This window comes from Apibacter sp., assembly GCF_025291155.1.
Lineage (GTDB): Bacteria > Bacteroidota > Bacteroidia > Flavobacteriales > Weeksellaceae > Apibacter.
This window is the reverse complement of sequence record NZ_JAMBJZ010000015.1, coordinates 17509-31097: the sequence shown is the minus strand read 5'-3', so window position 1 is coordinate 31097 and position 13589 is coordinate 17509. Positions and strand designations below refer to the sequence as shown.

13 protein-coding genes are annotated in these 13589 nt (G+C 28.2%); 3 read left to right on the top strand and 10 right to left on the bottom strand.

The window, feature by feature from the left end:
* The 5 genes from M3Z80_RS03010 to M3Z80_RS02990 all read right to left on the bottom strand — a co-directional run.
* Positions 1-1046, bottom strand: a 1046-nt coding sequence (locus M3Z80_RS03010; RefSeq protein WP_293917449.1) for an ATP-binding protein, incomplete at its 3' end; no start/stop codon positions are given.
* 158 nt (positions 1047-1204) lie between these two features.
* A complete protein-coding gene (gene tpiA / locus M3Z80_RS03005) occupies positions 1205-1963 on the bottom strand; it encodes a triose-phosphate isomerase (protein ID WP_293917447.1) in 759 nt (252 codons plus the stop codon).
* Positions 1964-1980: 17 nt separating this feature from the next.
* The gene (locus tag M3Z80_RS03000) at positions 1981-3075 is read right to left on the bottom strand and encodes a BT_3928 family protein (RefSeq protein ID WP_293917446.1); all 1095 of its coding nucleotides are present in this window, start codon (positions 3073-3075) and stop codon (positions 1981-1983) included.
* Positions 3076-3085: 10 nt separating this feature from the next.
* Complete coding sequence (locus M3Z80_RS02995; RefSeq protein WP_293917444.1) at positions 3086-3628, bottom strand: DUF1599 domain-containing protein; 543 nt, start codon at positions 3626-3628, stop codon at positions 3086-3088.
* Between the two features lie 24 nt (positions 3629-3652).
* The gene (locus M3Z80_RS02990; protein ID WP_293917442.1) at positions 3653-4699 is read right to left on the bottom strand and encodes an acyltransferase; all 1047 of its coding nucleotides are present in this window, start codon (positions 4697-4699) and stop codon (positions 3653-3655) included.
* A 450-nt stretch (positions 4700-5149) separates the two neighbouring features.
* Between M3Z80_RS02990 and folP the strand changes: the two genes are divergently transcribed.
* Both folP and serB read left to right on the top strand, forming a co-directional pair.
* Positions 5150-5971 carry a dihydropteroate synthase gene (gene folP, locus M3Z80_RS02985; RefSeq protein WP_293917440.1) on the top strand — a complete coding sequence of 274 codons (822 nt, stop codon included), beginning with the start codon at positions 5150-5152 and terminating at the stop codon, positions 5969-5971.
* Positions 5972-6004: 33 nt separating this feature from the next.
* A complete protein-coding gene (serB, locus tag M3Z80_RS02980; RefSeq protein ID WP_293917438.1) occupies positions 6005-7237 on the top strand; it encodes a phosphoserine phosphatase SerB in 1233 nt (410 codons plus the stop codon).
* A 49-nt stretch (positions 7238-7286) separates the two neighbouring features.
* Here the strand turns inward: serB and mtaB are convergent, their stop codons facing one another.
* Positions 7287-8621, bottom strand: coding sequence for a tRNA (N(6)-L-threonylcarbamoyladenosine(37)-C(2))-methylthiotransferase MtaB (gene mtaB / locus M3Z80_RS02975; protein WP_293917437.1), 1335 nt, complete (start codon positions 8619-8621; stop codon positions 7287-7289).
* Positions 8622-8749: 128 nt separating this feature from the next.
* Positions 8750-9484, bottom strand: a complete 735-nt coding sequence (locus M3Z80_RS02970) for a carbonic anhydrase (RefSeq protein WP_293917436.1) — start codon at positions 9482-9484, stop codon at positions 8750-8752.
* Between the two features lie 142 nt (positions 9485-9626).
* Here M3Z80_RS02970 and M3Z80_RS02965 point away from each other — a divergent pair, with 142 nt between their 5' ends.
* Positions 9627-10865 carry an MFS transporter gene (locus M3Z80_RS02965; RefSeq protein ID WP_293917434.1) on the top strand — a complete coding sequence of 413 codons (1239 nt, stop codon included), beginning with the start codon at positions 9627-9629 and terminating at the stop codon, positions 10863-10865.
* A gap of 79 nt (positions 10866-10944) precedes the next feature.
* Here M3Z80_RS02965 and M3Z80_RS02960 read toward each other — a convergent pair whose 3' ends face one another.
* The 3 genes from M3Z80_RS02960 to trxB are packed head-to-tail and all read right to left on the bottom strand — an operon-like array spanning position 10945 to position 13415.
* Positions 10945-11802 (bottom strand): glycosyltransferase family 2 protein, encoded by an 858-nt coding sequence (locus M3Z80_RS02960; RefSeq protein WP_293917432.1) that lies wholly within the window; start codon positions 11800-11802, stop codon positions 10945-10947.
* A gap of 8 nt (positions 11803-11810) precedes the next feature.
* Positions 11811-12431, bottom strand: a complete 621-nt coding sequence (gene recR, locus M3Z80_RS02955) for a recombination mediator RecR (protein ID WP_293917431.1) — start codon at positions 12429-12431, stop codon at positions 11811-11813.
* 27 nt (positions 12432-12458) lie between these two features.
* Entirely contained in the window at positions 12459-13415 is a 957-nt protein-coding gene (gene trxB / locus M3Z80_RS02950; protein ID WP_293917429.1) for a thioredoxin-disulfide reductase, read from the bottom strand.
* Positions 13416-13589 lie beyond the last annotated feature (174 nt).

Sequence of the window (13589 nt, the reverse complement as noted above, 5' to 3'; positions counted from 1 at the left end):
TCAGAATTTCCTAGCTTAGTTTTAGTTTGGCCTTCAAATTGAGGTTCCATAACTTTTACGGAAACCACTGCAGTTAGACCTTCACGAAAATCATCACCGGTAATTTCAACCTTTTCCTTTGCTAAGTTAATATTTTCATCTGCATATTTTTTCAATGTTCGTGTTAAGGCTCTTCTAAATCCGGTTAAATGAGTTCCTCCTTCATGGGTATTGATATTATTTACATATGAATGAATGTTTTCCGTATATGAAGTATTATATCTCATAGCTACTTCAACCGGAATTTCATCAATTTCTCCTTCCATATGGATAATTTCATCCATTAGCGGTTCTCTGTTTTCGTCTATAAATTCAACAAACTCTTCAAGACCTCTTTCAGAATAAAATATTTCTTTTTTAGTATCACCGTTTTCATCTACTTCTCTTTCGTCTGTTAAAGTTATAGTTATCCCTTTATTAAGAAACGAGAGTTCGCGTAAACGGGTGGCTAACGTATCATAATTATAAATAGTTTCAGTGAAAATTGAACTATCGGGAATAAATGTTACTGTGGTGCCCGTATGAGTAGAAACTCCTACTATTTCAACTGAAGTTAAAGCAACTCCTTTAGAATACTTTTGTTGATATTTTTTTCCATCTCTATTTACCGTTGCAATAAGTTCAGTGGATAATGCGTTCACACAAGATACCCCTACCCCATGCAATCCACCGGATACTTTATATGAATCTTTATCAAATTTTCCTCCAGCTCCGATTTTTGTCATTACTAACTCTAATGCTGACAATCCGGTTTGTTTATTAGTATCAACAGGAATTCCGCGTCCGTTATCTTTAACTGTAATAGAATTATCTTTTCCAATACTTACATTGATGGTATCACAATATCCAGCTAGAGCTTCATCAATAGAATTATCAACTACTTCATATACTAAATGATGTAATCCTCTAACTCCTACATCTCCAATGTACATGGAGGGGCGCATACGTACATGTTCAATACCTTCCAGCGCTTGAATACTATCTGCCGTATATTTTTGTTCACTCATTTTTAATCGTTAATTTAATTCAAAAAATACTTACAAATATATGAAAAAATATTGAAATTTACTAGTTCTTCAGACGTTACGCATTAAATGAAAATAAATAAAAAACAGATTCAACAAATGAATCTGTTTACATTATATATAACTATTTATTTATGGAATTAAATTTCTTTATAAGTATTTATTAAGGATCCAAAGTCATTTACATTTAAAGAAGCACCGCCAATCAATCCTCCATCAACATCTGGTTTTGAGAAAATTTCCTTTGCATTTGCCGGTTTCACACTTCCTCCGTAAAGGATTGAGACTGAGTCAGCAACTTCTTTACCATATTTATCTGCAATTAATGAACGAATATAAGCATGAATTTCTTGAGCTTGTTCCGGAGTAGCTGTTTCCCCTGTTCCTATAGCCCAAACTGGTTCATAAGCAATAACAACTTTAATGATTTCTTCTGCTGTTAAGTTAAATAAAGCTACTTCAGTTTGCCTTTTTACTACGTCGAAATGTTTTCCTGCTTTTCTTTCTTCTAATAATTCACCATTGCAAAATATTGGTGTTAATCCATTATCTAAAGCAATTTTAACTTTAGCACCTATTTGTTCATCAGTTTCATTATGGTATTGTCTTCTTTCAGAATGACCAATAATGGCCCCATCAACTTGAATAGATTTAAGCATTTCAGCTGAGATTTCTCCTGTATATGCTCCTGATTTATGTACTGAAATATCTTCAGAGTATACATTCAAGTTTTTATGGTTAGCTTTTGCATTTTCCAAATATATAAACGGAATTCCTACGATAACTTCACATTTTGGTGAATTGGATTGTATGAAAGAATCTATTTCTGCTAATAAGGCTTTTGCTTCCGGCAATGTTTTATTCATTTTCCAATTCCCTGCTACTATTTTTTTTCTCATGTGTATGTAAATTAAGTTTATAATTCTTTTATTTCTTGTATTGTTGGAAAATCGTTTATATTAAATTTGGCAACGACCACTCCTTTTTTTAATATCATAATCCCTATAAAACTTCTACTAATAGTTTTTAAAGTTGTTTGATCCATTATGCAAGTAGCCATTGGACTTAAATATGTGGGATCATTTGTTAAAATGACAAATTTAAGTTTTTTCTCTTTTAATTGAAATGTGATTTTTCTCAATTTAGCCCGTTCTATAATACTTAGTTTTTTTGCAAAAGGAACAGTAATTACAACTATTTTATCTTGATCTAAAACATTTTCTGTTTTATCTTCTCCTAAACACTCAATGGAAAAATCATGTACAGATGGTAATTTGGCTTCTTTTAATATTTTGACTGATGTATCATTTATCTTCCAGTTTAAAGTATCTTTCCATATGCCTGAGTTAATATACTCATCTGAATTCATTTTTTTTTCTTTATGAGTGTTAAGATTTCTAAGTGTATAAATAATTAGGCTTTTTTCCGATTCTCCATCATTCATTCCTTCTTTAATATTCTTACCAACCGCGTAAGGTCTAAAATCTATTATCGGTTGATGTGCAATTCCCTGATATACTGTCCATATACATATCATAAAAGATATCCCTATTATTATCCAATTTATTTTTAAAGTAAAGACCGGGTGTATATACTTTGACCCATAAACTAAAATAACTATCAACAGTAAAAGAATAATGTCTTTGCCAAAGGATGTCCATGGAGATAATTTTATGGCATCACCAAAGCATCCGCAATCAGTAACTTTATTGAAATAAGCTGAATAAAAGGTTAAAAAAGTAAAGAAAATTATTAAAAATAATAAGAAGCTTAAAGTGAATTTTTTCCAAATTCCTATAAGTAAGAACACTCCTAACATTACCTCAAGGATAACAAAAAATATAGATAATGGAAGTGCTAAATTTTGTAAAAAATGAATATTAAAAACACTTTCTCCAAAATATTCTTCCAACTTATAAGAAAATCCAATTGGATCAACAGTTTTAACGAAACCGGAAATTATGAAAATAATTCCAACCAGTATTCTGAGAAATTGACTTATAAATTTCATTAAACTATTTTTATTTGTTTTCCTCACTTAAAATTAAAGCAAACACTGCATAGTTTAAAATATCAAAATAATTTGCGTCTAAACCTTCTGAAACTAGGGTTTTACCTTTATTATCTTCTATTTGCTTGATACGTAATAATTTTTGCAAAATTAAATCGGTTATTGAACTTATACGCATATCTCTCCATGCTTCTCCATAATCATGGTTTTTACGAATCATTAAATTTTTAGCTTGATTAGTTATATTATCGTATAATTCAGATGCTTCTTCTAAATTTAAATCGGGTTGTTCCGCAATACCTTTTTCAAATTGTATTAAAGCCATTATTGAATAGTTAACAATTGCTAAAAATTCTCCTTCAATTCCTTCCAAAATTTTTTGTTCTCCTTTTTCCTGAATAGTTCTAATTCTGTTGGCCTTAATAAATATCTGATCAGTTAAAGAAGGTAAACGCAAAATTCTCCAAGCGGGTCCATAATCGATCATTTTATTTACAAATAATTTCTTGCAGTTTGAAATTATTAAATTAAATTCTTCTAATGTTTTTTCCATTATTATTTTATACGTACAAAAATACTATTTAACTATGTATTTACCTAGAGGTAATTTATTTAAAATGTATAAGAGTAATATTGAAATAATTAATGTACAAAAAGTGATTATAGGTATAGAGAATAATGGATTAAAAGATAAAGCATCTAATCCTATATTGTCAAACAATCCAATAATTAAAACATGTATAAGGTAAATTCCATAACTGTATTCACTTATTAAAGATAAAATTTTATTTTTTTTATTAAATATAGGCACGAGATAAAATAATAAAAATACTGAAAGAGCCTGAAATAAATCCCAAGGTTTAAATTGTTCGGTATATACCCCTGAGTTAATGGTTGCAGTATATGAATCAAAACATATATATAAATAAGATAATAAAAAAATTATAACACACGAAATGATATAATATTTAATATTATATTTATATTTTCTTCTCACTAAATAATATCCTAAGACCAAATAACCGAGAAATTCAGCATAACGCATTATATAATTGGATAGATATATGGTATCAAAAAATTTACAAAAAATAAATAATACTAAAAAACATACAATCATGAAACATAATTGTTGTTTCTGATTGCTTACCATTATCCATTGATTGATAAGAGGAAGTAATAAATAGATTCTCAAGAGCATATAGATATACCACATATGGTAAGCTACTCCCGTAACCAATTCTAGATAGGAATATTCAATAACAAAATTAAAATTTAAAATTATATGATTTTTAAAATGTAAAATTAATATTTTAAAAATAATATAGATAAAACTCCAAAATAAAAAGGGAACTAATACTCTTGAAAACTTTTTAGTAAAATGTTTAAATGTATATTGCTTTCCCAATGATAATAATCCGGTCATCATGATAAAAATAGGTACACCAAATCTTGCTAAGTTTATATAAAAATTTGATATCAACCAATCATTTTCAGAAACCTTATCATAACTACGACTCATCTTAGCGGCAACATGTAATAAAACAATTCCGATAGCACAAATTGCACGAAGATTATCTATCCAAATTATATTCTTATTATTAATATCTTTTTTCACTATGTCCATATTGTTAAGAATAAAAAATTTATTATTTGAATTTTCTAAAACTATGAATTCACATGAATAAATATCCCAATGTGAATATGAATTGAAAAATATTTATAATTTTTTAATACTAAATTTTAACTAAAATTTAAAATAATACATGTCTTTATCTTTAATAATTTATTACAATTAATATAATTAAAATGATAATAAACTAATTTTTATTAAGTTAAATTATTATTCACACATATAAAATAAATATATTATCTCTTTTGTTTTTTATTGTTAGCAATAATTATAAAAAAACAAAATACTATGCGATAAATTTATAGAAAATTTAATATAAAATAAAAATATTTTAAATAAATTTAAAAAAGTTATAGGATAAGTTATTATTCATTTTTTCAATGTGATAATGTAAAATATCTTGCATTATTTATTTTTTTAAATTTACAATCTCAAATACATATTATGACAATTAACATTAGTGGGTCTTTAGTAGATTTTAATATTCCTAAAGTAGCCGGAATACTCAATATTACAGAAGATTCCTTTTATGATGGTGGTAAATATTCTACTATAGAGAAAGCTTTAAAGCATACGGAAGAATTAATTGCTGAAGAAGCTGATTTCATTGATATAGGCGGTCAATCTACACGTCCGGGTTCACGTTTTTTGTCTGAAGAAGATGAATTATCTCAAGTTATACCAGTAATTAAAGCTATTAAAAAAAAATTTCCTTTTGTAAAATTGTCTATAGATACATTTTGGTCAAAGGTTGCGGAAGAAAGCGTTTATGAAGGTGTAAGTATGATTAATGACATTTCCGGAGGAAGTATGGATGAAAAAATGTTTGAAACTGTTGGTAGATTAAAAGTACCTTATGTTTTAATGCATATGAGAGGAACTCCTCAAACCATGGGAACTTTTACGGAATATAATAATTTGATTTTAGATATTAATTATTACTTTTCAAAAAAAATTAGTGAACTTAAAAAATTTGGTGTAAATGATATCTTATTGGATCCAGGTTTTGGATTTAGTAAAACTTTAGAACAAAATTACGAATTACTCAAAAACATTGATAAATTCAAAATATTTAATCTACCTTTATACATTGGAATGTCAAGAAAAAGTATGATTTATAAATGTTTAGAAATAACTGTCGAAGAAGCATTAATAGGAACATCAGCATTAAACTTATATGCATTACAGAAAGGTGCTCATATATTACGTGTACATGATGTAAAAGAAGCTAAACAAATGATTAATCTTTGGAAAATGTTAAAATAATAATAACCATTTATAATAAATTTATTTCTTTACATGCAAAACTCATCAGAAATTATTCAAGTAAGCATTACAGGAGTTGATAAACCCGGAATAACTTCCGCAATAACCCATATATTAGGAAAATATAACGCAAAAATTCTTGACATTGGTCAAGCCAATATTCATCATTCTTTATCATTAGCCATATTATTTATGTCGGATAATGGCAATTCCGGAAACATATTAAAAGAAATACTATTTAAAGCAAATAAGCTTGAAATTAATGTTAGATTTTATGCTCTTACTAAGGAAGAATATAGTAATTGGGTTAAGGTTCAAGGAAAAAATAGATATATTATAAATATTCTTGGAAAAGAGATTACTGCAATGCATATTTCAGAAGTATCAAATGTTTTGCTCGACTTTAAATTAAATATCGAGAGAATTATACGATTAACTCAACGTATTCCTTTAGATAGAATTATAGATCGTACTTGTTTTGAATTTGCTGTGAGGGGGAATTTACCTAATATTAGGGAAATACAAAATAAATTCTTGTTCTTATCTTCAAAATTAAATATTGATATAGCCCTACAAGAAGAGAATAGGTATAGAAGAATGAGACGTTTGATTTGCTTTGATATGGATTCTACCTTAATACAAACCGAGGTTATTGATGAACTTGCAGAAAAAGCAGGAGTAGGCAAAGAGGTTAAAGCTATAACCGAATCCGCCATGAATGGTGATATCGATTTTTCCGAAAGTTTTAAAAGAAGAATTAAGCTTTTAAAAGGATTGAATGAATCCGTTTTAAAAGAAATTGCTGAAAAACTACCAATAACTGACGGTCTTGAGAGATTAATGGGAGTACTAAAAAAGAGTGGATTTAAGACCGCTATTATTTCCGGTGGATTTACTTATTTCGGAGACTATCTTAAAGAAAAATTTGGTTTTGATTATGTATTTGCTAACAAACTGGAAATAATTGATGGAAAATTAACCGGCAATTATATTGGAGATATTGTTGACGGTAAGAAAAAAGCAGAGTATTTAAAATTAATTTCAACTTTCGAAAATATTGATATACAGCAAACTGTTGCTGTAGGTGATGGCGCTAACGATTTGCCTATGTTATCAATAGCCGGATTGGGAATTGCATTTCATGCTAAACAAACTGTTAAACAAAATGCCAATCATTCTTTATCTACAATTGGTTTAGATGGTATATTATATTTCTTGGGTTACAAAGATTCTTCAGAAGATATCGAAATGAAATCTTTTTCATAAATTCTAAGTTTATTTTTAGGTTATATTAGAAAGTTGTGTAATTTACAATTTAATAAGCAGCAATAGCCGATCTTACAATAACATTACCTAAAGAATCGAGCTTTTCAAGATAAACCTCTTCCAATTGATTCACAAGATTGGGATTATAAGGTTGGCTTACTCGTACATAATTTTCAGTATATCCGTACATCATTCCATTTTTATTTTCATGTTCCCAAAGGACCGTTTTAATTTTGCCCAGTTGAGATTCATAAAAAGCATGACGTTTTTTTTCGGATAATATTTTCAACATTTTATTTCTTTTCTTTCTTTCAGAGTAAGGTACTTTTTCTTCCATATGTATAGCTTCAGTATTATCTCTTTCTGAATAGGTAAAGACGTGTAAATAACTTACAGGAAGCTTTTGTAAAAAATTATAAGTCTCAAGAAACTTTTCTTCTGTTTCACCAGGAAAACCTACTATTACATCAACTCCTATGCAGGCATCCTGTATTATGGAATGAATTTTATTAATTCTGTCACTATATAAGTTAGTTAAATATCTACGCTTCATTTTTTTCAAAAGATCATCACAGCCGGATTGTAATGGAATATGAAAATGAGGAACGAAAATATTTGATTTAGAGACATACTCAATAATTTCATCTTTAAGCAAATTCGGCTCAATCGAGGAAATTCGTATTCGCTCAATAGATTGTAGCTGATCTAAATTCTGTACTAATTCTAAAAAAGTATGCTGATGTTTTTTATTTCCAAATTCTCCTTTTCCATAATCTCCAATATTAACTCCCGTAAGTACAATTTCTTTGATATTTTTATCAGCAATCTCTTCCGCTTGTTTTATAATATTTTGTAATTCAGCAGATCTTGAAATTCCTCTTGCTAATGGTATAGTACAATAGGTACATTTATAATCACACCCATCCTGAACTTTTAAAAATGCTCGAGTCCTATCGCCTAAAGAATAGGACCCTACAAAAAAATCTGCCTGATCAATTTCACATGAATGGACTTTTACATCAGAGTCTTTCTTCAAATCTGAAATATATTTATGAATATTGAACTTTTCCTTAGCTCCTAATACTAAATCAACCCCGTCAATTTTACTAATTTCATCAGGTTTTAATTGAGCATAACAGCCTATCACACAAATTAAAGCATCAGGATTTAGATGTAAAGCCCGTTTAACAATAGTCTTACATTCTTTATCTGCGTTATCAGTTACTGAACATGTATTAATTATATAAACATCAGCTCTTTCATTAAAAGTTACTTTCACAAACCCTTCTTCAATTAATTGTCTTGCTATCGTTGATGTTTCAGCAAAATTTAATTTACATCCTATAGTATGAAATGCTACTGATTTCCTGATTTCTTTTAACATGATGCAAAATTACGTATTTAATTTATTTACTGAAATTATTATAATAATTATATCAGATTTTCATATTTTATAAAAAAAAATCCCTGAATATAAAATAATCAGGGAAACATCTAATAAAAAGTCATATTTTAATTATTAAAAATACTTCTTCCATTTAACGGTTGAAGCGGTCTATTATTAGTTTTAGGTAAGTGATATTTTATTTCATCGATTTCTTCATTGGTCATGGTAATAGGATTTTTAAATATAATCCAAGTTACATTTTCTGTACAAGGAGGTGTTGTTAATGATCCTAAATAAGTAAAATAGGATTTATTTTTTGGATATAAATTTTCAGGATTAAATTTTATCGATGTATCTATTTTTTCAAATCCTTTTAAGGATTTGAAAACTTCTAATTTTTCAAAATATGAATTTATATCACCTTCCTTAACTAATACTCCTATAACTAACACAGATCCATCATTGGCTTTATGAACAAAATGTAATTCCAGTGGATATCTTACTCTATCTACAGTATGTTCTGATTCTTCATGGGCATGAAATTGCACCAATGAATATACTTTCTTATTATACGTTATCGAACTTCCTGATTTAAAGTCAAATTGTAAGGAATGTCCATTGTCTTCGATATCTTCTATTTCGCCGGAACCGTAATTGAATAATATTGGTGATAAATCTTTTTTAAATTTAGATTGGGAAATGTTAATGGGAGATTGAAATTTTCCAATACCACATTGTTTTCCTTCTTCAAATTCTCCCCAATGTTCCGGTGAAGAATCTCCTTCATATCCCCAATGATGATTCTGTGAAAAGCCTATAGTAGCTGCTAATATAGTTAAAAATAAACAAGTCTTTTTCATTGTTTTATTGATTATAATTTAACACAAAATTATGTATCTAAAAAAGAACATAAATGTTAAAATTATGTTAATTAATTTACTTGTATTCTCTTTCATAAAACTAAAAACTCTAAATAAAACTTTATGATTTGATTTTATAATAATGAGAATTACATTTGCAGCTAATTTTTCAAAAATATCAAACTTATTATACATGACTAATGCTATAAATTCTAAGTCTAATAACATATCTCCTAAAAGAATAAGATTAGGCGTTTTTGCATTTTACTTTTCACAAGGAATTTGTTTTTCAAGCTGGGCTAGCCGAATACCCGATATAAAAAATCTATTAAAATTGGGAGATGCTTCTTGGGGAACAATATTATTAATGCTTCCTATTGGGCAAATCTTAGGAATGACATTATCTGGCTTTTTAATTTCTAAGTTTGGAAGTAAAAAAATATTAATTGCTGCATTACCTTGCTATGCTTTAGCACTTATATCAATTGGATTAGCTCAAAGCGAACTTATCTTAATTGGAAATTTAATTTTATTCGGATTTTTTGGCAATTTTTGTAATATATCTGTAAATACTCAAGGCATACTTGTTGAAAATTTGTACAATAAATCAATTATGTCATCTTTTCATGGAGGATGGAGTTTAGCCGGATTTACCGGTTCTCTTGTTGGGCTTTTAATGGTAAATTTTGGTCTTTCTCCTTTTCATCATTTTATAATTATATTTATTATAGTAACTTTATTGATACTATTTAATTTCAGATATTTACAAATTGATAAAAAAAGAGTTTCTGAAAATGCTTCTAATTCAAAAGATACAAAAGAAAAAATTAAACCTGAAAAATTTCTGTTTCTATTAGGGATAACTGCATTTTGTGGTATGGCTTCTGAAGGAGCAATGTTTGATTGGAGCGGAATTTATTTTGAAAAAATAGTAAAAGTTTCAAAAAATTGGGCGCCTCTTGGTTTTACTTCTTTTATGATTATGATGGCTAGTGGAAGATTTATAGCCGATCATGCGATACAAAAATGGGGACGACAGAAAATAGTACAAACTAGCGGTATATTAATATCTTTAGGTCTATTATTATCAGTTGTCTTTCCTAATCTAATTGTTACTACTTTATCTTTTATGATTATAGGACTTGGAGTATCAAGCATTATACCTACTATCTATAGCTTATCTGGACAAAAAACAAAAATCCCTACAGGCATGGCTCTAACTATAGTATCGAGTATAGGATTTATAGGTTTTTTATTAGGTCCTCCTATGATCGGTTATATTTCAGATGTACTTAATCTGAGATTTTCCTTTGCATTAATCGGTATTTTTGGAATTTGCATCTTTATACTTTCATCAAATTTAAAAGTTTTTAAAGAATAGGAATTAAATATAAAATGAATGCTCATTAAAATATTTCAATTTAATATATTAATGAGCATTTTTTATTTATAAAATTCTCTTAATTTTTTTCAAATCTAAATAACACTAAAGCTAAATAATATCTAATTTTTACACCTAAAAGTAATAAAATATAAAAAAAATAAGGCTTACTATGATATTTTTTAACAAAGATTTCCATAGCATTATAAAAACGTTTATAAGATATTTTATCTTTGTGCGTAGCTGCTCCTTTATAATGTAAAAGGGTGGATTGTCCATAATAATAATTATCATATCCTAACATTAAAATGGAATAGCTTAAATCAATATCTTCTCCATACATAAAATAAGATTCGTCCAACCCTCCTACTTCATTATATGTTTTCCTTTTCGTAAAGAAAAAACATCCTGTTAAAATTTCAACTTTACCGATTTCATATTCACCCAAATCGGTATTATACAATCCTGAAAAATTTAATCTTGATTTTAAAAAAAATAGTTGTGTAAATAATTTAGTAAAGGTATTTTTAAGATTAGGTATATTTCTCTTAGATTCAGGACGATAACAATTATTAAAATCAGCTATTCTTACCCCCAATGCTCCAAAATTTTTTATATTTTCTGCAAACGGAATTATTTTTTCAAAAATATCTGTATCTACTTGAGTATCGGGATTTAATAAAACAATATATTTTCCGGAGGAATGGTTTACTCCAATATTATTTGCCTTAGAAAAACCTAAATTTTCTGAATTTTGTATCCATAATATTTGAGAAAAATGCTTTGTTATATATTCTTTACTCCTATCTTGTGAATTATTATCGACTACTATAATCTCAGCATCAATATTTTTAGTAGCAAGTAAGCAACTCTTTATGCAATCTTCTAAAAAATCTTTAACATTATAATTAACTATAATAATTGAGAGTTCTTTCATTAATTTTTTCACTTTAGACCTTGTTTATAAGGAACCCTATTTTGAATTGAACGTATTAATGTTAATTCATCCGTATATTCAAGTTCGTCTCCAACACCGATTCCTCTTGCTATCGCTGTAAATTTAATTTGAGAATTATTCAAAATTTTATATAAATAAAACATCGTGGTGTCTCCCTCAATGGTTGCACTCAATGCAAATATAATTTCATCAATTCCTTGATCTTTAACTCTTTCAACTAATGGATTAATGCATAAATCTGATGCACTAACGCCTTCCATAGGTGATATTCTCCCTCCCAAAACATGATATTTTCCATTGTATTGTTGAGTGCTCTCTATTGCCATTACATCTCTCACATCTTCGACAACACATATAATTTTTTCATTGCGATACGGATTTGCACATATAGTGCAAATATCGGTATCGGAAAGATTATTGCATTGTTTACAATGTTTGATTTCGTGTACTAATCTTGAAATTGATTTTGATAAATTATCTGCTTGAATTTCAGGAATATCCAATAAATGTAAAGCCAAACGTAATGCTGTTCTTTTTCCAATTCCCGGAAGCTGTGAAATTTCTTCAACTGCTTGTTCTAAAATCTTGCTTGGATAATTATAATTCATAGAATCATTGATGTAAATAAAAAAATCTTAATTATGTTCTAAGAATGAAAGATATTTTTCTGCATCCAAAGCAGCCATACAACCGGCACCGGCTGCTGTAATCGCTTGTCGATAACGTTTATCGGCAACGTCTCCTGCTGCAAAAACGCCAGATATATTGGTTTCCGTACTAAAAGGTTTTATATGTAAATAACCTGTTTCATCCATATCTAATTTTCCTTTAAAAATCTCAGTGTTTGGTTTATGTCCTATAGCAATAAATATTCCATCAACATCCAATATTTTTTCTTCTTTTGTTTGATTATCGACAACTATTGCCTGAGAAACTAAATTGTTTTCTCCTTTTATATCTTTTAATTCAGTATTATACATCAATACAATATTAGTAGTCATATCAACCCTTTCCTGCATAATTTTAGAAGCTTTGAGATAATCTTTACGTACTAACATAAAAACAGTTTTACATATTTTAGCTAAGTAAGTAGCTTCCTCTGCGGCAGTATCTCCTCCTCCTACAACTACGACATTTTTTCCTCTATAAAAAAAGCCATCACAAGTGGCACATGCTGAAACTCCACCACCTCTATAGTTTTTTTCAAATTCCTTACCTAAATATTTTGCGCTTGCACCTGTAGCTATTATTACTGTCTTTGTTTTATACTCTTTTCCTGATATTGTTTTTACAGTGTGTAAATCTCCAAAATTTTGCCCAAATAGTACTTCTGTTACTGTATCGATATTAATGGTAGTACCAAATTTTTCAGCTTGTTTTTGAAGTTGTGTCATCATTTCCGGCCCAGTTATACCATCAGGAAAACCCGGAAAATTTTCTACTTCAGTAGTAGTAGTTAATTGGCCTCCAACCTCAAGGCCTGTTATTATTATAGGATTCATTTCAGCTCTCGCTGCATAAATTGCTGCAGTGTAACCGGCAGGACCGGAACCGATAATTATTGTCTGTAATATATTCGTTTTTTCTGTCATCAGTAAATGTTTATTAACAACTTTGTAAAGTTACTAATTTTCTTATTGAGCCTTACCTTGTTCAATAAAGTAGGTATTCAATTAAATTATGAGCTCTTCAGCAAATAAAATATTTTATCAAGATATGTTTATACTAAATTAGGATAATATTAATAAATTATATAAATATTTACC

Excerpts from the sequence above, each read along its gene's own strand:
- M3Z80_RS02960 (WP_293917432.1), bottom strand. The coding sequence starts at position 11,802 with ATGAAAGAACTCTCAATTATTATAGTTAATTATAATGTTAAAGATTTT.
- M3Z80_RS02970 (WP_293917436.1), bottom strand. The coding sequence starts at position 9,484 with ATGAAAAAGACTTGTTTATTTTTAACTATATTAGCAGCTACTATAGGC.
- serB (WP_293917438.1), top strand. The coding sequence starts at position 6,005 with ATGCAAAACTCATCAGAAATTATTCAAGTAAGCATTACAGGAGTTGAT.
- trxB (WP_293917429.1), bottom strand. The coding sequence starts at position 13,415 with ATGACAGAAAAAACGAATATATTACAGACAATAATTATCGGTTCCGGT.
- M3Z80_RS02995 (WP_293917444.1), bottom strand. The coding sequence starts at position 3,628 with ATGGAAAAAACATTAGAAGAATTTAATTTAATAATTTCAAACTGCAAG.
- M3Z80_RS02990 (WP_293917442.1), bottom strand. The coding sequence starts at position 4,699 with ATGGACATAGTGAAAAAAGATATTAATAATAAGAATATAATTTGGATA.
- tpiA (WP_293917447.1), bottom strand. The coding sequence starts at position 1,963 with ATGAGAAAAAAAATAGTAGCAGGGAATTGGAAAATGAATAAAACATTG.
- mtaB (WP_293917437.1), bottom strand. The coding sequence starts at position 8,621 with ATGTTAAAAGAAATCAGGAAATCAGTAGCATTTCATACTATAGGATGT.
- folP (WP_293917440.1), top strand. The coding sequence starts at position 5,150 with ATGACAATTAACATTAGTGGGTCTTTAGTAGATTTTAATATTCCTAAA.
- recR (WP_293917431.1), bottom strand. The coding sequence starts at position 12,431 with ATGAATTATAATTATCCAAGCAAGATTTTAGAACAAGCAGTTGAAGAA.
- M3Z80_RS02965 (WP_293917434.1), top strand. The coding sequence starts at position 9,627 with ATGAGAATTACATTTGCAGCTAATTTTTCAAAAATATCAAACTTATTA.
- M3Z80_RS03000 (WP_293917446.1), bottom strand. The coding sequence starts at position 3,075 with ATGAAATTTATAAGTCAATTTCTCAGAATACTGGTTGGAATTATTTTC.